Source organism: Flavobacterium sp. PL002 (assembly GCF_054165825.1).
This window is the reverse complement of the sequence record NZ_CM135110.1, coordinates 2,358,432-2,379,046: the sequence shown is the minus strand read 5'-3', so window position 1 is coordinate 2,379,046 and position 20,615 is coordinate 2,358,432. Positions and strand designations below refer to the sequence as shown.

General features: G+C 33.1%; 17 protein-coding genes and 2 tRNA genes. 3 read left to right on the top strand and 16 right to left on the bottom strand.

All coding sequences use genetic code 11. The annotated features are described in order from the left end of the window. Positions 1-8: 8 nt before the first annotated feature. The 3 genes from ACVEGE_RS10400 to ACVEGE_RS10390 all read right to left on the bottom strand — a co-directional run bounded on the left by ACVEGE_RS10400 (position 9) and on the right by ACVEGE_RS10390 (position 6,234). On the bottom strand, positions 9-1,460 hold the full coding sequence (locus tag ACVEGE_RS10400; RefSeq protein ID WP_192501250.1) for a glycoside hydrolase family 30 protein: 1,452 nt from the start codon (positions 1,458-1,460) through the stop codon (positions 9-11). Between the two features lie 117 nt (positions 1,461-1,577). Then, on the bottom strand, positions 1,578-3,095 hold the full coding sequence (locus ACVEGE_RS10395; RefSeq protein WP_173850344.1) for a RagB/SusD family nutrient uptake outer membrane protein: 1,518 nt from the start codon (positions 3,093-3,095) through the stop codon (positions 1,578-1,580). Positions 3,096-3,111: 16 nt separating this feature from the next. Further along, positions 3,112-6,234 (bottom strand): SusC/RagA family TonB-linked outer membrane protein, encoded by a 3,123-nt coding sequence (locus ACVEGE_RS10390; protein ID WP_192501251.1) that lies wholly within the window; start codon positions 6,232-6,234, stop codon positions 3,112-3,114. Positions 6,235-6,547: 313 nt separating this feature from the next. Here ACVEGE_RS10390 and ACVEGE_RS10385 point away from each other — a divergent pair, with 313 nt between their 5' ends. Further along, complete coding sequence (locus ACVEGE_RS10385) at positions 6,548-9,424, top strand: triple tyrosine motif-containing protein (RefSeq protein ID WP_192501252.1); 2,877 nt, start codon at positions 6,548-6,550, stop codon at positions 9,422-9,424. 87 nt (positions 9,425-9,511) lie between these two features. On the opposite strand, the gene rlmN is transcribed toward ACVEGE_RS10385, so the two are convergent. Continuing rightward, positions 9,512-10,555, bottom strand: a complete 1,044-nt coding sequence (rlmN, locus tag ACVEGE_RS10380; protein ID WP_173837393.1) for a 23S rRNA (adenine(2503)-C(2))-methyltransferase RlmN — start codon at positions 10,553-10,555, stop codon at positions 9,512-9,514. 71 nt (positions 10,556-10,626) lie between these two features. Here rlmN and ACVEGE_RS10375 point away from each other — a divergent pair, with 71 nt between their 5' ends. After that, the gene (locus ACVEGE_RS10375; RefSeq protein ID WP_192501253.1) at positions 10,627-11,268 is read left to right on the top strand and encodes an O-methyltransferase; all 642 of its coding nucleotides are present in this window, start codon (positions 10,627-10,629) and stop codon (positions 11,266-11,268) included. Positions 11,269-11,460: 192 nt separating this feature from the next. Here ACVEGE_RS10375 and ACVEGE_RS10370 read toward each other — a convergent pair whose 3' ends face one another. The 9 genes from ACVEGE_RS10370 to ACVEGE_RS10330 all read right to left on the bottom strand — a co-directional run bounded on the left by ACVEGE_RS10370 (position 11,461) and on the right by ACVEGE_RS10330 (position 18,266). After that, positions 11,461-12,045, bottom strand: coding sequence for a phosphatase PAP2 family protein (locus tag ACVEGE_RS10370; RefSeq protein ID WP_192501254.1), 585 nt, complete (start codon positions 12,043-12,045; stop codon positions 11,461-11,463). After that, complete coding sequence (locus ACVEGE_RS10365; protein ID WP_173850358.1) at positions 12,045-12,371, bottom strand: Sec-independent protein translocase subunit TatA/TatB; 327 nt, start codon at positions 12,369-12,371, stop codon at positions 12,045-12,047. The genes ACVEGE_RS10370 and ACVEGE_RS10365 overlap by 1 nt, the downstream gene beginning before the upstream one ends. Positions 12,372-12,480: 109 nt before the next feature. Next, the gene (locus ACVEGE_RS10360; protein WP_192501255.1) at positions 12,481-14,721 is read right to left on the bottom strand and encodes a M1 family metallopeptidase; all 2,241 of its coding nucleotides are present in this window, start codon (positions 14,719-14,721) and stop codon (positions 12,481-12,483) included. Between the two features lie 64 nt (positions 14,722-14,785). Further along, positions 14,786-15,289 (bottom strand): DUF6702 family protein, encoded by a 504-nt coding sequence (locus ACVEGE_RS10355; protein WP_173850362.1) that lies wholly within the window; start codon positions 15,287-15,289, stop codon positions 14,786-14,788. Beyond that, positions 15,286-16,041 (bottom strand): hypothetical protein, encoded by a 756-nt coding sequence (locus ACVEGE_RS10350; protein WP_173850363.1) that lies wholly within the window; start codon positions 16,039-16,041, stop codon positions 15,286-15,288. Before ACVEGE_RS10350 ends, ACVEGE_RS10355 begins: the two co-directional genes overlap by 4 nt. Then, positions 16,025-16,708: a hypothetical protein gene (locus ACVEGE_RS10345; protein WP_225738141.1), complete on the bottom strand. Its 684-nt coding sequence runs from the start codon at positions 16,706-16,708 to the stop codon at positions 16,025-16,027. The genes ACVEGE_RS10350 and ACVEGE_RS10345 overlap by 17 nt, the downstream gene beginning before the upstream one ends. A gap of 37 nt (positions 16,709-16,745) precedes the next feature. Further along, complete coding sequence (locus ACVEGE_RS10340) at positions 16,746-16,994, bottom strand: hypothetical protein (RefSeq protein ID WP_225738142.1); 249 nt, start codon at positions 16,992-16,994, stop codon at positions 16,746-16,748. A gap of 56 nt (positions 16,995-17,050) precedes the next feature. Next, on the bottom strand, positions 17,051-17,458 hold the full coding sequence (locus ACVEGE_RS10335) for a hypothetical protein (RefSeq protein WP_192501258.1): 408 nt from the start codon (positions 17,456-17,458) through the stop codon (positions 17,051-17,053). A 37-nt stretch (positions 17,459-17,495) separates the two neighbouring features. Next, entirely contained in the window at positions 17,496-18,266 is a 771-nt protein-coding gene (locus ACVEGE_RS10330; RefSeq protein WP_192501259.1) for a carboxypeptidase-like regulatory domain-containing protein, read from the bottom strand. Between the two features lie 158 nt (positions 18,267-18,424). Between ACVEGE_RS10330 and pepE the strand changes: the two genes are divergently transcribed. After that, positions 18,425-19,132 (top strand): dipeptidase PepE, encoded by a 708-nt coding sequence (gene pepE, locus ACVEGE_RS10325; protein WP_192501260.1) that lies wholly within the window; start codon positions 18,425-18,427, stop codon positions 19,130-19,132. Positions 19,133-19,172: 40 nt separating this feature from the next. Here pepE and ACVEGE_RS10320 read toward each other — a convergent pair. The 3 genes from ACVEGE_RS10320 to ACVEGE_RS10310 form a co-directional block, all read right to left on the bottom strand. Beyond that, positions 19,173-19,245, bottom strand: a tRNA-Gly gene (locus ACVEGE_RS10320). 130 nt (positions 19,246-19,375) lie between these two features. Continuing rightward, a tRNA-Gly gene (locus ACVEGE_RS10315) sits at positions 19,376-19,448 on the bottom strand. A gap of 338 nt (positions 19,449-19,786) precedes the next feature. After that, on the bottom strand, positions 19,787-20,515 hold the full coding sequence (locus ACVEGE_RS10310) for a murein L,D-transpeptidase catalytic domain family protein (protein WP_192501261.1): 729 nt from the start codon (positions 20,513-20,515) through the stop codon (positions 19,787-19,789). Between the last annotated feature and the right edge of the window lie 100 nt (positions 20,516-20,615).

Sequence of the window (20,615 nt, the reverse complement as noted above, 5' to 3'; positions counted from 1 at the left end):
ATCTTACACTAATAAACTAGGGTTTGCATGGCATGAGGAGGTATTACAACCTCGGCTTGATTAGCCGATACCATTAAACTATACGTGATACTTTTATCAGAATCATTCATAACCACAGTCACCACAGTTCCGTCTAAATTAAGAAAAGAAGTACTTATTAAAGCGCTTCTGCTTACTGCTGAACTGATTCTTTTTGCACCAACTCGAATAAATTTAGAAAAATGTCCAATATAATAATACGAAGGCGTATAGATTAGTTCTCCCGTATTGGTATTTGCATGAACAGGTGCAAAACAGAAATTCCCCACATGATTTGGTCCTCCATTTTGATCTAGTAGAATATTCCAGTCTGTCCAGCCCACGGTTCCATTATTAAAATCATTAATCATTGCTTTACCATATCTTTCGGCATTAGGCCAAAACTGGTATTTACTTGCATCAAAACGTTCTACACAGCCTTCAGTAAACAATAGCTTTTTATCGGGATAGGCTTCGTAAACTTTTCGAACATTATCAAACATTTGTTCTCCTCCAGACCAGTTTTCGTACCAATGAAAACCAGTTCCCCAAACATATTTTGCTGCTTCAGGGTCAGAAAGAATTGTATTTGCTCTTTCATACATTAAATCTCTGTTGTGGTCCCAGATAACAATATTTTTATTTCCTAAACCTTCTTTTTTAAGTGTTGGTCCTAAATAATTTTTTATAAAATCTCGCTCCTCATCGGCAGTATACAAACACGATTCCCATGTTTGTTTTGCCATAGGTTCGTTTTGAATTGTTAAACCCCAGATAGGAATACCTTCTTTTTCATAAGCGTTAATAAATTTCACATAATAATTAGCCCAAGCTTGGTCATATTCTGGTAAAAGAACACCTCCTTGCAGCATATTATTTGTGCTTTTCATAAAAGCGGGAGGACTCCATGGAGACGCATAAGTTGTTAATTTACCACCAGCTGTTTTTATTGCTTGCTTAATTAACGGAATTTTATATTGCTGATCGTGAGCAATAGAAAAACTTTTTAAATCCTTATCTCCTTCTTTAATATAAGTGTAGCTTTCGCTGCTAAAATCAGAACTATGTATCGTTGTCCTTAGCAGAGAATAGCCAATCCCTTTTTCTTTATCGTAATAGGATGTCAAAAATTCTTGCTGTTTGTCCTTGGGTAATTTTGCAAAAACTTCGGCACTTGCATCAGTAATTGCACCTCCAATACCTAAAAAATTTTGAAACGTTTTTCTAGGCTCCACCACGATTGCTAATTGTGTTTCTAAAGGCTGCGTTGCTTTCGAAAAAAACAAATTAGCTGTAGGACTCAACCTGAGTCTTGTATTTTCGGCAGTAGTATATACTGTAATTTTTTTAGCTGCTGTAGCAATATCTTGTTTACTTTGCTTTTGCGAAAATGCTACAAACGAAAACAGCAAACATAGTAATGTGTACTTTGGAATTTTCATTATTGTATTTTTAAATTCTTGTAATACTACTTTAAAAGACATTATTTAAAAATAGCCCATAAACAAAATGAATATGGGCTATTTCAACCTAACTCAATTAAACTAACTCAAAATCTATTAATAACCTGTGTTTTGAACCATCTTAGTGTTATTAAACTCACTATATGGTATTGGCATTGACTCGTTTTTATTAGCAGTAAAACCTTTAAAAGCTAATTTTGCAGCTGCTTCACCCGTACGTACTAAATCATACCAACGGTGTCCTTCACCGGCAAGTTCTAATCTTCTTTCATTCATAATTGCAGCCATAGAAACAGGAACTGACGGTAAACCAACTCTAGCTCTAACCGCATCAAGAAGCGCTTGAGCTCTTGCTCCACTTCCGTTTAAAGCTTCTGCTTCCATTAAATAAGTATCGGCCAAACGAATAATATAGGTATTAATAGAAAAATTCAAGAAAGGATTAGCCGCAGTAATATCACTGTTAACCGCTGCGTATTTAATAAAATGATACCCTTTTTCGTTATAGCTATCTGTGTAAGTGATACGTCCAGCAGTTCTTTCGGCTGCTGCATCAAAAAGCGTCGATGCAAAACGAGGATCTGTTTTTAAAGCAGTTGCTAAGTCAGTCGTTGCAGTCATAAAACCCCAACCATTAATATAATCAGGTAATCCAGCGGCTTTTCCTGTTGCAGTTCTAGAGTAATCTCTCATTCCCATTAATTGAGAAGCCACATTTCCTTCGTCATTTCCTAACTCAAAATTCCCCCAATCAGCATTGGATTTATCCGAATAAGCAATTTCGAAAATAGACTCTGTATTAAATTTATTGATGTGATTCCATAAATCAGCAAAAGCAGGCATTAATTTATAACCATAACTACTTGTTGCTCCTGGAGTTCCATTTACTTTAGCAAATTCAACCGCAGCCTCTGTTTTTTTATTGTCATACAAATATATTTTTCCTAACAGTGCCGTTGCAGCTCCTCTTGAAAAACGTCCTGATTCCCCTTCGATAATAGTAATAGGTAAATCACCAATGGCTTCATTTAAGTCTTTTTCCATTTGGATATAAACATCTTCCGGTTTTGCTTGCATTACATCTGGAACCTCATCTTTAGAGAGTGGCGCTAGAATTAAAGGAACATTTTTAAACATTCTAACAAGGTCAAAATAATAATAAGCACGTAAGGTTTTTACTTCGGCCATGAACCTTGCTTTCTTGGTTGCATCCATAGGGACATCAGGAAGTTTTTGGATCATGACATTACATCTAAAAACACCTTGATAATAATTTGACCAAATAGCTGGCGGAATATTAAACGGACTCACCGTATAGTTTGATGCTACCTGAAGACCGGGTTGATCTCCTGAATTACCTCCTCCCGCGTAAAAGTCATCTGAAGCAGAATTTAAGAATAACAACGGAGCAGTTTCCATTGAACCAGCAAACTTCCCTACTTTATCATAGGCTGCTACTAAACCAGAATAAGCTTCGGTCTCATTTCTATAAAAATTACTTTCTAATACTACTCCATCCCCTTTTACCTCTAATTTTTCGTCAGTATCACACGATCCAAGTGCTAATAACACTCCAACAGCGACGATTGATTGTTTAAAACTTATAAGTTTCATAATATCTTATTTTTAATTAAAATTGCAAATTAACTCCTAGCATGTACGATTTTGCTTGAGGATAATACCCTCTATCAACACCTTGTACATTGTCCATTCCAGCCGTGGTTGGTCCTCCAACTTCAGGATCAAAACCAGTATACTTAGTAATTGTGAAAAGATTTTCACCTGTGATGTAAAACCTCACTTTTTGTAAAGAAGCTTTGTTTACTAAATCTGAAGGAAGTGAATATCCTAGTTGGATGGTTTTGAATCTAAAGAAATCACCTTTCTGTAAATTAAAATCAGATGGATTACTAAAGTTTCTATTAGTATCATCCGTCGTAACTCTTGGGTAACTATTAGTAGATCCCTCACCTGTCCAACGGCCTAAAACTTCAGTTTGATAATTTGCATTTATGATGTCTAATCTTCTTAACCCTTGATAAATTTTATTCCCTCCTGCTCCTTGACCAAAAACTAATAAATCAATTCCTTTGTAATCTAAATTTAGTGTAAGTCCGTATGTATATTTAGGCAACGATGTCCCTAAGAAAGTTCTATCCTCACCACCGATCACACCATCTCCGTTTAAATCTTGCCAACGGAAATCCCCTGGCTTAGCATTTGGTTGAATTACAACTCCTGCAGTATTTTTATAAGAATCAATTTCAGCTTGATTTTGAAAAACACCATTGGTTTTAAAACCATAGAAAGAATTGTAAGCCTGACCAACCTGTGTTCTATTAATTTCATAAGAACTAGATTGTACCGTTTCATCCCCTGCAATAAAATTAACCCCTTTGTCAAGATAGGTAATTTCATTTTTGATATAAGAGAAGTTACCATTAACAGCAAGGTTTAAAGCTCCTATTTTTTTACGGTATCCTAGCTCGACATCTATACCTTTATTTTCCATACTCGCAAGGTTTGCGTAAGAATCTCCTGTCGCACCCACATATCCAGGATTAGGTACTGGCATGATGATACCCTCTGTTTTTTTATTAAATAAATCAACAGTTAAATTGAAGTCGCGAAGAAAATTCATCTCAAATCCAATATTTGCTTGTTTGGTTTCTTCCCATTTTAAATCAGGGTTAGGCAATGCGTTTGGACTTTGTCCTGGAATAGGAACTCCTCCAATGGTATAATTTCTCTTAATACCAACAGTTGAAATGTATAAGAAGTCAGGTGAAGAGTCATTTCCTGTAACTCCGTAACCTCCTCTAATTTTTAAAGTGCTAACGGCACCATCAGTATTCCAAAATCCTTCTTTTGAAGGCACCCATCCTAACGAAACTGATGGAAACGTTCCATACTTATTGTTTGGTCCAAAGCGAGTAGAACCATCACGACGAATAATTCCCGTGAAAATATATTTCTCTTTGAAATCATAATTTAATCTAGCAAAAATAGATTCAACTCTGTGTTCATAAGCTTGAGAGCTATATGCATTTGCAATTTTATCAGTAATCGGAATTTCGACATTAAAGGAAGCTTCACTATGAGTTGTTGCAGGTACACCTTGATACGTCACATCATTTCCTGAAGAAATATTATCTACGTAAGTACCTTTACCAAGTAAAACACTAAAGTTATGATCACCAAGTTTTTTAGTATAATTTAATGTGTTTTCCCAGTTCCAACTAAATGATTTTTGATACGATCTAAATAGTTCGTTCTTGTCTCTTTTTGTCGCACCATTCAAGAAAAATACAGGCGTGAAATTATCTGAACCGTAAAAAGCTAATTTTCCCCCTGCTGTAGATCTAAATTTCAAACCCGGTAAAACTTCTGCTTCAATAAAAATATTCCCCACAAAATTATCAGAGAAACTGTTATTACCCAATCTCGTTTTAGTATACGCTAATGGATTCGTGTTTTCCTGAGTTACAATTGTAGAAATTCCATAATAGTTTCCGTTAGCATCTCTGATCGCGTTTGGATTATTCTGATAAATTGCTTGGTTTGGGTTCGTTTCAAAAATTGGGGTCAATGGGTCTAAATTAATTGCCGAAGATAATGGTCCTCCAAACTCGTCATTTGTATTACCAATACCAATCGTTTTTTCATTAGAGTATCCTAATGTTTGTCCAATTTTAATATACTTTCCTAGTTTGTGATTGGAGTTTAAACGAATATTTTTTCTAGTATAGTTCGAAATTTCAGAAGTAACAATCCCTTCTTGATCTAATAATCCAAAAGACATATAAAACGTTGAAGCTTCGTTACCCCCACTGAAACTTAATTCATGAGAAGTACGTTGCGCACTATCATTAAATATAGCATCCTGCCAATTCGTTCCTTTACCGTAGTTAGTGGTAGTAGAATAAGGAGCTGGTTTTCCTCCATTAGTATAGGCCTCATTCATGATTGTTGTGTACTGTGTTGCATCTAACAAATCAATTTTTTTAGCTGCTTGTGACACTCCAGTAAAACCAGTATAGTTAACACTTATTTTTCCTGATTTTCCTTTTTTAGTTGTTACTAGGATTACCCCAGCAGCTGCTCGAGAACCATAAATAGCACCAGAAGCACCATCTTTTAAAACTTCAATAGACTCAATATCAGACTGATTTAAATATCCTATACCTCCGTTGTCTATAATAACTCCATCAACAACCCATAAAGGATCATTATTATTTAACGTTGTAAATCCACGAATACGAATAGTAGACGCTGAGCCTGGTTGTCCGGCATTTGCAGCTATCGAAACTCCTGAAACTCTACCTTGTAATGCCTGTTCTACTCTAGTGATAGGTAAACTCTCTAAATCTTTAGCTTTGACACTAGAAATCGATCCTGTTACCACACTTTTCTTTTGAGTACCATAACCTACAACCACTACCTCATTTAGATTTTGAGATTCTGGTGTTAATTGTACTTTAACAGATGTACGCTTATTAATAGGTTCTTGAACGGTACCGTATCCAATAAAGCTAATTAGAAGCACGCCGTTTGAAGGAGCAAGAATCTGAAACTTTCCGTCAAAATCAGAAGTTGTAGACTTATTTGTTCCTTTCAATAATACAGATGCCCCTGGTATTGGCATCCCACTTTCATCATTTACTATACCATTAACAGATACATCTTGAGCTTGCGCTATAACTGAGAATAGTAACGATGAAAAACAAAAAATAAGTGATTTTATTAATTTCATTTTTCTAAAAATTTTGGTTAATTAATTAGTAATTTAATGCTAAAGTATCTATATTATTTTGATATTGGTATTTTAAATTACTTACAAAAACACATCATTTTGATTTTTATTACCTTACAAAAACACATCAAAAAAATTACAAATAACTTAAAATCAAAGTTATACAATCAAAAAATCACTGTTACAAAAATGTTAATAAATAAAAATAAACACTACATTTATATTTTATTAACTATTTAACTTATAAATGCAACAAATGTTGCATTTAGTTCGTGTTTCATAATTTTAAAAACATCATTTCACTTATATAAATATGAAATTAATTATTAAAAAATTCTTACTATTATTAAGTGTATTTAGCCTTTTATCTGCAAAAAGTCAAGTAAAAAACATTGGTCTACCTGACATTAAAAACTATAAACGTACAGTATACAACGCCGGAACTCAAAACTGGAATATTGATCAAGATAAAAACGGTATTATTTACTTTGCGAATAATGAAGGTTTAGTTCAATTTAATGGAACTAGCTGGAAAAATTATCAACTCCCAAATAAATCTGTTATAAGAAGTTTAAAAGTAGACAAGCACGGCGTAGTGTTTGTGGGAGGTAACAACGAGTTTGGCTATTTTAAACCCAACAGTAAAGGAAAATTAGTATATCAATCATTATCCAGTAAACTTAATACTGAGGATAAGAAAGATATCAACTTGATATGGCGTGTTCACCTCTACAATGAAACAATCATTTTTCAGTCATTTACCAAAATTTTTATTTTCAAAAACAACAAATGCAGTACTATAAATGCACCCACAAAATTCCAGTTTTCATTTGTACTTAACAACAAACTATACGTTCAAGACAAAACAGAAGGTGTTTTAGAATTACGTGCTGGAAAATTATATCCTATAGCTGGAACTAAATATTTTAACGGAACCGAAATTTGGTCTATGCTCCAACTAAGTCAAGAACGCTTTCTAATTATGACTCTTGAAAAAGGCCTTTTTATATATGAAGACGGAAAAGTAACTCCTTGGAATACCGAAGCAAATAATTTTGTTTTAAAAAACACCTCTTTGGGAGGGATAATTATTGATAAAAAATTCATAGTACTAAATACTGTTTTAAACGGAATCGCTATTTGTGATTTAAACGGCAAAATAACACAACATCTTAACCACAATAAAGGAATCCAGAACAACACGATATTAACCTCCTTTATTGATGACCAAAAAAACCTATGGCTAGGTCTCGACAATGGTATTAGTTTTATCAACATTAATTCGCCTTTTACCTTTTTTGATTATAGTTACAACCTCAGCACTGTTTACTCGTCTGTAGTATTTGAGAATAACTTATACATTGCCACAAATCAAGGCTTGTTTTATCATCCTTGGGATAAAGACTTCAAAGACGAACCGTTTAAACTCGTCCCAGGAACAAACGCACAAGCTTGGAATATACAAGTATTTGATACTATTTTATTGTGTGCCAGTAATAGAGGCGCACTAGTTATCAATAATAAAACGGCAACTAAACTAGATCCTAATGGGTATTTTGGCTTTAGAGCAATCCCCAATAAGCCCAGTTACATCTTAGGCCTCAGTTATACTGGTTTTAGCATTTTCAAAAAAAAAAACGGAAAACTCATTTTAGTAAACCATGTAAAAGGATTTAATGAAATCATAAATAGTTTTGAAATAGAACTCGATAATGATTTTATATGGCTTCATATGGAACAGTATATTTATCAAATAAAACTAACCGCTAATTTATCCGAAATTGAGACCATAACAAAACACCATAAAATTAGCAATACTATTCCTGGCATAAAAAGTCTCCAAAAAATTAATAACAAAGTTTACTTTCAATCACAAAATCAATTCTATAGGTATTCAAAGGAGCAGGAAATATTTTTTAAAGACAAACAAATGACGGCGCTTTTTAAAAAGGTACCACTCATCAGTTCCATTAAAGAAGATTCTCAAGGCAATTTATGGTACACTTACAATGAGTCATTAGGCGTTTTAAAGAAAAATTACGCAAAAAAATATACTAATAGCGTTGCTCCTTTTGCCAATCTAAAAGGAAGTTTGGTTAAAAACTTTGTTTCGATTAATACTGTTGATTCTAAAAATATCTTTATAGGACTCATTGACGGATTAGCACATTATGACTCTGAAATATCCAGTAAGTATATTTCGAAACCACGGGTATTTATTACTAATTTTTCATATCCTGGAGAAAGCATCAATGCCAACTATACAAACAACCAAACAACCGAATATACGATTCCCTATCGCTCTAATCATGTAAAATTTTCTTTCTCCTCACCCACTTATGAAAACCAAGAAAACGTTAAGTACAGCTACAAACTGGTTCCTTTTGAAACTGAATGGCATCCATGGACAACGTTATCTATAAAGGAATATACAAATTTGAAAGAAGGGGCTTATACGATGGAAATTAAAGCCAAAAATGGCTACGGAATAGCATCAAACGTGACTTCATTAGAATTTGAAATTTCACCACCATGGTATCGCCATTACTTTGCTTACATTTTTTACGTAGTATTACTGATTAGTTTATTTATAATTACATCTAACCAGATAAAGTTAAAAATAAGAAAGAACAAATATTACGAGACTATTGAGCAGCGCCGTTTGTATCTTGAAAAAGAAGCAAAAATTAGGCATGAACAACATGAATTAGAAAAAGAAATTGAAAAACTCAAAAATGACAAGTTACAAATTCAGATTTTATCTAAAGACAAAGAACTAGTAAACAACTCACTACAAGTCGCTAAGAAAAACAAAGTCCTTAACGGTATCATTCATAAACTGAAAGAAATTGACAACAACCAATTAGACGAAGCAACTAAATTTCAAGTTACAAAACTTAACAAAAGTATTGTCAAAGAGGTAAACAATGACAAAAGCTGGAAAGATTTAGAAAAACACATTAAAAACGTACACTTTGAATTCTTAAAACGCCTTAAAGAAAAGCATCCTACAATTTCACCTAGAGAATTAGATTTATCTACCTACCTACTAATGAATATGTCTACCAAAGAAATTGTTGAGATTATGAACATTTCTTCTGGTGGCGTAGAATTAGCCCGTTACAGACTACGTAAAAAATTAGAACTTAATAAAAAAGAAAATCTTACGGGCTATTTAATGAGTATTTAATAATGCTAAATATCTCATTTTTAATCCAAAAAAAAGGGTTTGACATTATTGTCAAAACCTTTTTTATATATTTTAAATAAAACTAAATTAAGCTTCTTTATTAGCCAATTGCCCACAAGCGGCATCAATATCTTTCCCTCTACTCCTTCTTACTTTGACTACAATTCCGCTAGCTTCTAGAGCCTTTATGTAAGCGTTTGTAGCCTCTTCAGAGGCTTGTTGAAACTCACCATCATCAATTGGATTGTATTCGATTAAGTTTACCTTACATGGGACGTATTTACAAAACTTTACTAAGGCATCAACTGATTCTTTATTGTCATTGATTCCTTTCCAAACTACGTACTCATAAGAAATTTTTGATTTGGTTTTTCTATACCAATATTCTAATGACTCTCTTAAATCGGCCAAAGGAAAATTAGCACTAAAAGGCATGATTCGAGCACGTATTTCATCTATAGCCGAATGCAATGATACCGCTAGTTTGAATTTTACATCATCATCAGCTAGTTTCTTAATCATTTTAGGTACTCCTGATGTGGAAACCATAATACGTTTAGGCGACATTCCTAATCCTTCTTCAGAAGTAATCATTTCAATCGCTTTTAATACATTATTGTAATTCATCAATGGCTCACCCATTCCCATGAAAACAATATTAGAAAGCGGATGATTGTGATACAAACGACTTTCCTTATCTATAGCTATCACCTGATCGTAAATTTCGGCAGGTTCTAAGTTTCGCATTCTTTTTAATCGTGCTGTAGCGCAAAAATTGCAATCTAAACTACAACCTACTTGACTAGAAACACAAGCTGTTGTTCTTGTATTAGTAGGAATCAATACTGACTCAACCACTAAACCATCATGTAAGCGAACGGCATTTTTTACTGTACCGTCTTCAGATCTTTGCATGGTATCTACTTTAATGTGATTGATCACAAAATTTTGTTCCAGCATGGCACGCGTTTCTTTAGAAATATTTGTCATATCCTCAAAACTGTGCGCTCCTTTACTCCACAACCACTCATATACTTGATTTCCACGAAAGGCTTTGTCTCCACTGGTTACAAAAAATTCGCGTAAAACTTCTTTTGATACTGCTCGTATGTCTTTTTTCTCCATTTGCATGCTGCAAATTTAATGACTATTTGTTGATTTGTTGTTTTGATATTTTAATAACTTTGACAAAAATTAAAAAAATGCATTTCATTTCAATCGAATTAGAAGATTATATCGAGCAACACTCCGAAAAGGAACCCGAATTACTAGCTGCACTTAATAAAGAAACCTACCAGAAAATTTTATTACCCCGAATGTTAAGTGGGCATTTTCAAGGTCGGGTTTTAAGTATGTTGGCAAAATTGATTCGCCCAATGAATATTCTTGAGATTGGTACTTACACAGGATACTCTGCTTTGTGTTTGTGTGAAGGAATGCAAGATGGTGGGCAGTTACATACAATTGACATCAAAGAAGAACTAATCGATTTTCAGCGCAAGCATTTTGATAAATCACCTTGGGGCAAACAAATTACGCAGCACCTAGGAGAAGCAACTGCTATTATCCCCACACTTGATGTAAAATTTGACTTGGTTTTTATTGATGCTGATAAAGAGAATTACATCAATTATTTTGAAATGATTGTTCCAAAAATGAATAAAGGTGGAATTATCCTCTCCGATAACGTTTTATGGAGCGGAAAAGTGCTAGAACCTTTAAACCCGAAAGACATTAGTACTAAAATATTATTAGAATACAATGCATTATTAAAAAACGACCCTCGAGTTGAAACGGTATTATTACCTATTCGTGACGGATTGACCGTTAGTAGGGTATTGTAGTGTTTGAAAGCACTTTATAATTTACTTGTAAAAGTAGCAACCTACGTAATTAGCCCTGATAGTAGTAAAAATCCTTGTGCTTGAAAATGGATTATTTTCTAAACAAAAAAGAGCGACTGAAAGAAGCTCCTTTATTGTTATTGAAAAAACCTTTTTCAAGTATAAGATTGTAACGTATAGCAGGAATAGCTTTTAAATAGTTGTATTTATAGAAGCAAGTGGAAAGTATTTTTGTTGTACTTTTCTATATATTTTATAAGTGGCATATCCTGAAATAGCGCCAAAAGTGTAGCCCGTAACAATATCTATTGGGTAATGCAATCCTAAATAAATGCGGCTGTAAGCAAAGATTAACGGCCATATAAATAACAAATAAGCATGTTTATAATACTGCTTTATAGTATTAAAAATAAGTACAGTCACAGCCATACTTGTTGTAGCGTGACCAGAGAAAAAACTAAAAGAGCCTCTAGACTGAACTATACGCATCACATCCTTTATGTTAGGATTATTACAAGGTCTTAATCGCTGAAAACCATTTTTAAACAGGTTAGTTACTTGATCTGTAAAAGTGATTAATATAGCTATAGAAAGTAGTAAATACAGTGTTTGTTTTGTTCCTAATTTTTTATAAATTAAGTATAATAAAACAAGAAATAATGGTGTCCAGTTAGCTTGACTAGTAATCAATAACCACATACCGTCATAGGTTTTTGAGCCTAAACCATTAAGAAAAAGAAACAATTCTGTATCTAATGATAATAATTTATCAATCATTACATGCTGCGTTTTATAGGTCCTGTAGCTTCTTCAATATCTTCTTTGACTTTATTAGCCTGAACAATTGAATCTCCTATAAGGTCTTGTTTTACTTTGGTGATTTCGTTATTGATATTTCCAGTCATATCAGAAAGCGACTTAGCATCTAAACCGTTTGCCTCTACTCCTTTTTGGATCTCGCTCTTAATATCATTTGTTGCATTCTTTAATTGCGCCATAGCTTTCCCCATAGTACGCGCCATTTCTGGAACTTTATCCGCTCCAAAAAGCATAAGTACAATAAACATGATAAAAACTAACTCTCCTCCTCCTATGCCAAACATATTTTTACTTTTTTATTGTTGCAAAGATATTAAATTTAGATTCCTTGTGATTTAAATTAATCATAAAAAAAAGACTCTGTTACGAGTCTTTTTTTTATAGTAAATTATTTTAATCAAACTTAGATTTCACAGCCTCTTTTGGCCAAGTGTTATTAGTCACATCAATATCTGCAGTTTCTAATTTAGGATCTATTTGAATTTTCTTAATTGCTTTTTCTGTAGCGTAAACTTTCTTAGCTGTTTCATTGCTTTTTCTCCAGATTTGTGCAGGATATTTAAAGTTCTCAACAGTACCATCTTCATAAGTAAGCTCAACAAGGATAGGCATAATCATACCACCTGGCTTATTGAACTCTACTTCGTAGAAATATTTAGGTGATTTCAAACTTCCTTTTTCTTCTTTAGAAAGCGTGCTTACATAATCAGAAAGTAGTTTAACTTCTTCAATTTTTAATGCTTTTTTGTCTTTTGAACTCAATTCAGCACTATCTCCTTCTACTAAATAAACAAATGGTCCCGTTTCTACACCAAAACGACCTCTTCTTACTTTAGCATTTTTCAATGCCGCAGTAGGCGTTTCAGTCACATAGTATTGTTTTACATTACTAATTCCGATATCTACAAAATCAGTTGAGTAAAACCAACCTCTAAAAAACCAATCTAAATCAACCCCAGATGCATCTTCCATTGTTCTAAAGAAATCTTCTGGCGTAGGATGTTTGAATTTCCAACGGTTTGCATATACTTTAAAAGCATGGTCAAACAATTCTCTACCCATAATAGTCTCTCTTAAAATATTAAGACCTGTTGCCGGTTTTCCATAAGCATTATTTCCAAATTGGATAATCCCTTCAGAATTAGACATGATAGGCTCTAAATATTTTTGATCACCACTCATATAAGGTACAATGTTTTTAGCCGGCCCCCTACGAGAAGGAAAATTTGTTCCCAATTCGTCTTCAGCCATAAATTCCATGAACGAATTCAAACCTTCATCCATCCAAGTCCATTGACGCTCATCAGAGTTTACAATCATAGGGAAAAAGTTGTGCCCTACCTCATGAATTACTACGCCAATCATTCCGTTTTTAATTTGTTCGCTAGTCACTCCGTTTTCGTCAGGACGACCAAAGTTCCAACAAATCATTGGATACTCCATTCCTTGATCAGCTGCTGATACAGAAACTGCTTTTGGATAAGGATAATCAAATGTGTGTGATGAATAACTTTTTAATGTATGTGCCACCATCATAGTAGATGTTTCTCCCCATAATGGATTTGCTTCTTTAGGATATACAGAAGCTGCCATTACTACTTTATCATTTAATTTAACTGCCATAGCATCATAAATAAACTTTCTAGAAGTAGCAATACCAAAATCTCTAACATTTTTAGCACTAAATTTCCAAGTTTTCTTTTTAGTAGAGAACCCTTTTTCAGCTGCTTCAGCTTCTTCTTGAGTTACAATTACTACTGGTTTATCAAAAGACTTTTGAGCCAACTCATATCTTTTAACCTGTGCTGGAGTAAATACTTCGCTTCTATTTGTCAACTCTCCTGTTGCTTCCATAACGTGGTCAGCAGGAACAGTTATATTTACATCAAAATTTCCAAAAGGTAAAGCAAATTCTCCACCACCCCAAAACTGCATATTTTGCCATCCTTCAACGTCATTGTACACTGCCATTCTTGGATAGAATTGTGCAATTACATACAATCTATTGTTCTCTTTTTCAAATAATTCATAACCTGAACGACCACCTTCTAACTGGTAGTTATTAATATTATACCACCATTTAATAGAGAAAGAGATTGTTGCTCCAGGTTTCATTGGCGTAGCTAAATTGATACGCATCATGGTATGATTAATAGTATAAGACAAAGGAGCACCTTTTACATCTTTAACATACTCGATATTAAAACCACGTTCAAGATCTTGTTTTAAAAACTTATTAGTAAAGTTGCTTGCAGGAAAAGTTTGTTCCATTCGATCACTATCAGCTAATGGAGACTCAGAATCCTTTGCAGCTTGGTTTTGATCTAACTGCACCCATAAATATTCAAGAGAATCTGGTGAATTATTATAATAAGTAATGGTTTCAGAACCACTTAGTTTTGCGTTTTTATCGTCTAACTCTACATCAATCTTATAATCTGCTTGTTGTTGATAATAAGCTGGACCTGGCGCTCCAGAGGCTGTACGAAACATATTAGGCGTTGCTAATAAATCGTACATTTGACTAAACTTATTAGTATCGTACTTCCCTGATTGTTTTGGAGCAACTGTTGTTGCCTTTTCTTGCGCTAACATTAGCACAGGAAAAAGAAATAAGAGTGTAATTTTCTTCATGGTTAGGTTTCAAGTTATTTAAGTGTGTGAAAATAACGTATTTCAGCAAAACACCAATAACCAATTAGAACTTTAACACATAATTTGTTGCAGATTCTGTAAAAAGATAGCTTTGTTTGTCTCCTAAACCCGTAAAATGTGTAATGTTTTGCTGTTCTACGTCTAAATCTATTAAAACAGCATTGTAGGTTTCTAAACTTTTTACCTTCTTAATATCCCTAATATTCAAGTAACATATAATTACATCGCTTTCTATTTCTTTACTTAAATAGTTCATAGGCTCAAACTCCCCATTAACTTTAAGTCGGAATTTTTCTGATAAATATTTTTGCATTAAAACAATATCTTCAGGAGTTTCTTTTGCTGTTCCTAAGTGTGTTATTTTCTTATATTTTTTCTCTAACACTTTATTCAAATCATCTACAAAAATCCTCGTAGTGATCTCTAACATTTTTTTCTCTGGAGCATAGTTTATTTGGTAAATTCCCATGTAGAATTTATGCGCACTAAAGGCTGTTAATGTCAGTAAAAAAAAAGTTGTTAAAACGTAAATAGTTATTTTTTTCATTTTTCAAAAGTACTAATTCTTTTAAATTCTTTGTTTTTTGAAATTAAAAAATCCAATAATAAAAAACGATCTTCTGGTTTTAGATAGTTTCTAGAGTCGGTATCATTTGACGTGTACAATAAAAACAAATCGATTTCGTCTTTATTTAATTTTAAGTCTCTTTCAAAAAATATTGGATCAAAATTGATTTTTACATATTGAGAAAATGCAATATCGCTAAGCACCTCGTCTTTATCCTCAGGTTTCTTTTTTAATATTTTTTTAATTTCTTTAAATATTCTTACAAAATCTGTACCATCTGTTATAGTACCATCTGAAGGCATTACTTGATTTTTAGGAGATGATTTTGCATCGTCAAAATATTTAGTATCCACAAAACGTTGCGAGTTACCACTTAATCCATTTACTTTTAATCGATTTGAAATAACTACTTCTTGTAACTCATTATTAGCCACATTAAGCTTAACTATAAAAAGTGATGCTTGGCAATTGCCCACAGTCAACACTAGTTTTTTAGGCTCGAAAGTTAAACTAGAAAATATTAAGACATCCTTTGGCTTAGCCAAAATATCAAAAAAACCATTTGCTTTTATAAATGTTCTTTTTTCAGAGGTAACATTAATTACGTAACCGCTTTCTAATTGTATTGAATCATTAACAACCTGACCATGTAGTAGCTTTCGATCATCTGTTTGACTAAAACTAAATTGAAAACACAGCAACACAACAAGAACCTTAACTACCTTTTTCATCTTTATTTATTTTTTTATATTTCTCAGCCAAAATACCTATTAGGAATTTAGCCAATGTTTTATTTTTAGACTCTATCGCCGATACAAATGTAGTATCCTCAACACAGTAATACTGAAAACCACTAATGTAATCTGCAGGAATTTTTAATTGATCTATATAAAATTCATCCTCAAAAAGATATACTAGTCGGTTTAAAGCTGTTTGCTTTGCCTCCACCACAATTACCTTTTTTAGCATGGCTTTCCTACCAGAAATAGTATTTAACAGTCCGTCAATTCCATTACCTGATGTTGCCGTGTATAATTTTCGTTCTGCTTGCGTATATTTCTTTTGTCCATACGGAATAATCCCAAGGCTTTCAGCAGTAATACTAGAAGGCTCTGCAATAATAACTTCATCTAGCGGAATACTCTTATAATTCATTTGGATTTTTAACTCTCCTAAAACGATATCATTTGCGGCAATAGTTTTACGTAAAGTTACGAGATTTACCGCAGTAAACACTAGTAAATCACCTTCTTTTACCATAATATTAAATTGTCCCACTTCATTTGAAGTTGTACTTAAATTCAATGTTTGATTAGCCACATTGACCTGCCCCATATAATCACTATCAACCATGATACTCCCTCTCAACGTTTTAGAAATATCTATTTGACTATACATCGATTGACATACTAGCAATAAAAAAAGCAGTACCGTATTATTTGTCCTCACAAGAAATGTTTTGTTTGTATTTATTTGCCAAGTCTATGATCATGAATCGCAGCATTGCCGTTTCTCCTTTTTCTAATTCTTTAGCAAATGTATTGTTTTCAATAACATAAACCTTAAATCCCGAAACATACTGTGTACAAATCCCTAATTCATTAACATAGAAGCTTTCACTGTAATAACCACTTAACTTCTCGATATTACTACCTTTTTTCTCAGCTACTATTTGCTTTTTCACTCGCTTTGTACGACCGTTTATTTTATTTATCAAAGGATCTAAAGGCATTGATCCAGCTAGTAAACCAAGTAACATAAAGGCTTGAAATCACCTGTCGTTTGCAGCCGTCTTTCTGCTTGGGTATATTTTTTTTGATCTTTTGAAACAATTCCTAGTGACACCTCATTTATTACATTATCATTTGTAACCACAACCTCATTTAACACAGTAGCTTTTGAAGTCATTTTTATCGAAATAAAATTAGAAGCATCAAATTTATCTAGGACTTTATAATCATAATCGTGAATATTAGCACCACTAAAAACAATCAAATCTCCTGATTGAGCTGCTATAGCAAAGACTCCTTGATCATCACAATACGTATTTTGTCTCTGTGTGACATTAACGATTCTTATTGCTTGTTTATAGCCATTATCTACCTTAACCACACCTTTAAGCATCGTTATTTGCTTTACTTGACTCACAGTGATATGTGAAATAAGCAAAACTAGAAGATAGATATTACTTCTCTTGATTGGCAATAATAACTTTATATTTAGTTGCTAATTCGCTCAATAAAAATTCAATCGTGGTTATATTTTTTGTTTTTAAAACCTTAGTAAACTTATCATTTTCTACTGCATAATAAAGAAATCCTTTTACGTAAGCTGTTGGAATATGTAATTTATTAGTATAATGATTTTGATCAAACATTCGATCTAGCATTGCCATAAAGATTTCTTTCTTCTCATTTGCCAGTTCTTTTTTCAACATTGCTGATCTTCCAGAAATTAAATTAAAAATAGGATCTGCAGATATTGAACCACCAGCCATTAAACTAGGACTTGCACTTGCAGTAGGATCTAATGACGTTGCTCCTTTTAACCTACGTTCTGCTGGAGTATACGTTCTTTGACCTGCAGGGACAATCCCTAAAGCCACTGCATTAATATTATTGTAAGTTCTAATTATCACCTCATTCAACTGATTCATAATAGGATTCATTTTTACATAAAGCAAACCGTTGCTAAAAGCCTCATCTGTCAAAACTACACGAACACTTTTATATTGCATTGCCGAAAACAATAGCGTTTCACCCAGAGCAGCTTTAATAGTAAAATCGCCATCTTCATTAGTAATGGTCGCTTCCTCCGTATTCGTATTAATTACATAAACTCCACCAACATTTATATTTACATCACTAACATTTCCTTTCACTACTCCATATCCCACTTCTTGCGAAAAAGCATTAGCCGTAAGCAACATAAAAAAAACAAACCCTAACTTAACCATACTATATTGTGAAATTAATTACTGATAATTCGTAAAAGTATCCTAATGTGTTCCAAATTAATTACTAATAAGGTGGTAAATTAATGTTAATAAAAAAATTCAAGACGGTGATAATGTGCTGTGATTTTATACCTTTAACCGAAAAAATTTCTACAAAAATGAAAAATATAATTATTGCAAGTACTTCCACAATACATGGCGGAGCGTATTTAGAATACATCTTACCTGAATTAAGCAGCCACTTTAAAAACTGTAAAACTGTACTTTTTATACCCTATGCAAGACCTAGCGGCATTAGTCACGATGAGTACACTGCTAAGGCAGCTGCGGCTTTCGCCAAAATTAATATTGCCATCAAAGGCATTCACGAATTTGAAGATACCGCTGAAGCTATAAAAAATGCCGAAGGGATATTTACCGGTGGCGGCAATACTTTTTTACTCGTAACACAATTGTATCAAAACAAGATCATGTCTGCATTATCTGAAACGATAAAAAACGGCACTCCATATTTAGGAACAAGCGCAGGAAGTGTAATTTGCGGTTTAAGCATGCAAAACACAAATGACATGCCTATTATCTATCCGCCCAGTTTTCAAACACTAGCAGTGATTCCGTTCAACATCAACGCACACTACCTTGATCCAGACACACAGTCAAAACACATGGGTGAAACCCGCGAGACAAGATTAAAAGAATTCCACGTTTTTAATTCGATACCAGTACTAGGATTACGCGAAGGAAGTTGGCTGGAAGTAAGAGACAACAAAATAATTATAAAAGGAGGATTACAAGCGCGACTTTTTATGCCAAACGAAGCCCCATTAGAAATAGATAATAATAGTGACATAACAGACCTAAAATAAAAAAAGCCGAAACAAATAAATGTTTCGGCTTTTTTTTAAGAGCGAAAGACGAGGCTCGAACTCGCGACAACCAGCTTGGAAGGCTGGAGCTCTACCAACTGAGCTACTTTCGCATTAACAGGGTGCAAATATAAAGAATAATTTTATTTTAAACCAAATATTTTTGAATAAAAAATAAAAAAAATTACACAACACCTTCTATAAATAACAAAACCGAAACATTGCTGTTTCGGCTTCTCTAAGAGCGAAAGACGAGGCTCGAACTCGCGACAACCAGCTTGGAAGGCTGGAGCTCTACCAACTGAGCTACTTTCGCATTACTGTGGTGCAAATATAGAGAATAAAAACAGTTTGAAACAAGTTTTTTTTGAAAAAAATTTACATTAAAATCACTTTAATTTCTAATCATTTTAAAATTAAAAGATTACACCAAAACTTTTTTTAATTATTTCACAAACACATCTTACAAAAGTCCTTTTTTTGGCCTGATTGCACAATGAAAAGTCACTTTCTAACAATATAAAAATAGCTTAAAAGCAATAATTATTAATGCTTATTATAGAAACCAGCAAATAACCACCTTCTAAAAACCAAAAAGCCAGTCATAATTAATTATGATTGGCTTTTTTGACTTAATACAATAAGAAAATCTGTTTACGAAACTAATCTCGATGCTACTTTATACCCGTTAGAAGGATAGTAAATAAATAAACATGACTTATCTTTTATTGTTCTTATAATTTCATTTGTCAATGCTAAAGGAATAGCTGGACAACCTAAGCTTCTTCCTAAGCGCTTATTGTTTCTAATAAAACTTTGAGAAACATAATCAGCACCATGAATAACAACTGCTCTGTCTCTTGCATTACTATTGATTCCTTTTTCTAAACCATCAAGTCGCAATGACTTTCCATGCTTACCTATATATATTTCTCCTGTAGCATAAAAACCTAAACTACTTTTAAAAGAAGAGGAGATGTTAGAAAAGCTTGTAGCAAACTCATCACCAGTATTTTTACCGTGAGCAACTAATGTGTTAAATAAAATGGTATTTGATGAAAGATCAATCACCCAAAGTCTGTTAGTGTTTGACGACATACTAAAATCAATCACCGTCAAGATGTCTTTACTTATAAGACCTTTTTCTTTTAATTGATTAAAACCCTTTAAGGCTTCAGTAAAAACAGTCAATTTAGGCAATGAAAACTCATTTGGATTTAATTTTTCATAAACTAACTCTTCACGCGTTTCTTTTACATCTTTAGTAGCTAATGCATATTCTCTTACTTTCGGCTTTGAACTCTTTGTTTCAACGATTAGCAAATTAGAAATGAACACTAAAACAAGCATCACAACTATTGCAGGAATAAATTTGTACTTCATTGATTATAATTAGGTTAAATAAAAGATTGGGGTTGCAAAACTATAAAATTTATTCATAATACTGTAACATAAATAGTTAAAATTAAACAATCGGCGTATT

Coding starts and splice junctions, on each gene's coding strand:
- ACVEGE_RS10310 (WP_192501261.1), bottom strand. CDS start 20,515: ATGAAGTACAAATTTATTCCTGCAATAGTTGTGATGCTTGTTTTAGTG.
- ACVEGE_RS10395 (WP_173850344.1), bottom strand. CDS start 3,095: ATGAAACTTATAAGTTTTAAACAATCAATCGTCGCTGTTGGAGTGTTA.
- ACVEGE_RS10330 (WP_192501259.1), bottom strand. CDS start 18,266: ATGGTTAAGTTAGGGTTTGTTTTTTTTATGTTGCTTACGGCTAATGCT.
- ACVEGE_RS10370 (WP_192501254.1), bottom strand. CDS start 12,045: ATGATTGATAAATTATTATCATTAGATACAGAATTGTTTCTTTTTCTT.
- ACVEGE_RS10345 (WP_225738141.1), bottom strand. CDS start 16,708: ATGTATAGTCAAATAGATATTTCTAAAACGTTGAGAGGGAGTATCATG.
- rlmN (WP_173837393.1), bottom strand. CDS start 10,555: ATGCAAATGGAGAAAAAAGACATACGAGCAGTATCAAAAGAAGTTTTA.
- ACVEGE_RS10365 (WP_173850358.1), bottom strand. CDS start 12,371: ATGTTTGGCATAGGAGGAGGAGAGTTAGTTTTTATCATGTTTATTGTA.
- ACVEGE_RS10355 (WP_173850362.1), bottom strand. CDS start 15,289: ATGAAAAAAATAACTATTTACGTTTTAACAACTTTTTTTTTACTGACA.
- ACVEGE_RS10385 (WP_192501252.1), top strand. CDS start 6,548: ATGAAATTAATTATTAAAAAATTCTTACTATTATTAAGTGTATTTAGC.
- ACVEGE_RS10350 (WP_173850363.1), bottom strand. CDS start 16,041: ATGAAAAAGGTAGTTAAGGTTCTTGTTGTGTTGCTGTGTTTTCAATTT.
- pepE (WP_192501260.1), top strand. CDS start 18,425: ATGAAAAATATAATTATTGCAAGTACTTCCACAATACATGGCGGAGCG.
- ACVEGE_RS10390 (WP_192501251.1), bottom strand. CDS start 6,234: ATGAAATTAATAAAATCACTTATTTTTTGTTTTTCATCGTTACTATTC.
- ACVEGE_RS10360 (WP_192501255.1), bottom strand. CDS start 14,721: ATGAAGAAAATTACACTCTTATTTCTTTTTCCTGTGCTAATGTTAGCG.
- ACVEGE_RS10400 (WP_192501250.1), bottom strand. CDS start 1,460: ATGAAAATTCCAAAGTACACATTACTATGTTTGCTGTTTTCGTTTGTA.
- ACVEGE_RS10375 (WP_192501253.1), top strand. CDS start 10,627: ATGCATTTCATTTCAATCGAATTAGAAGATTATATCGAGCAACACTCC.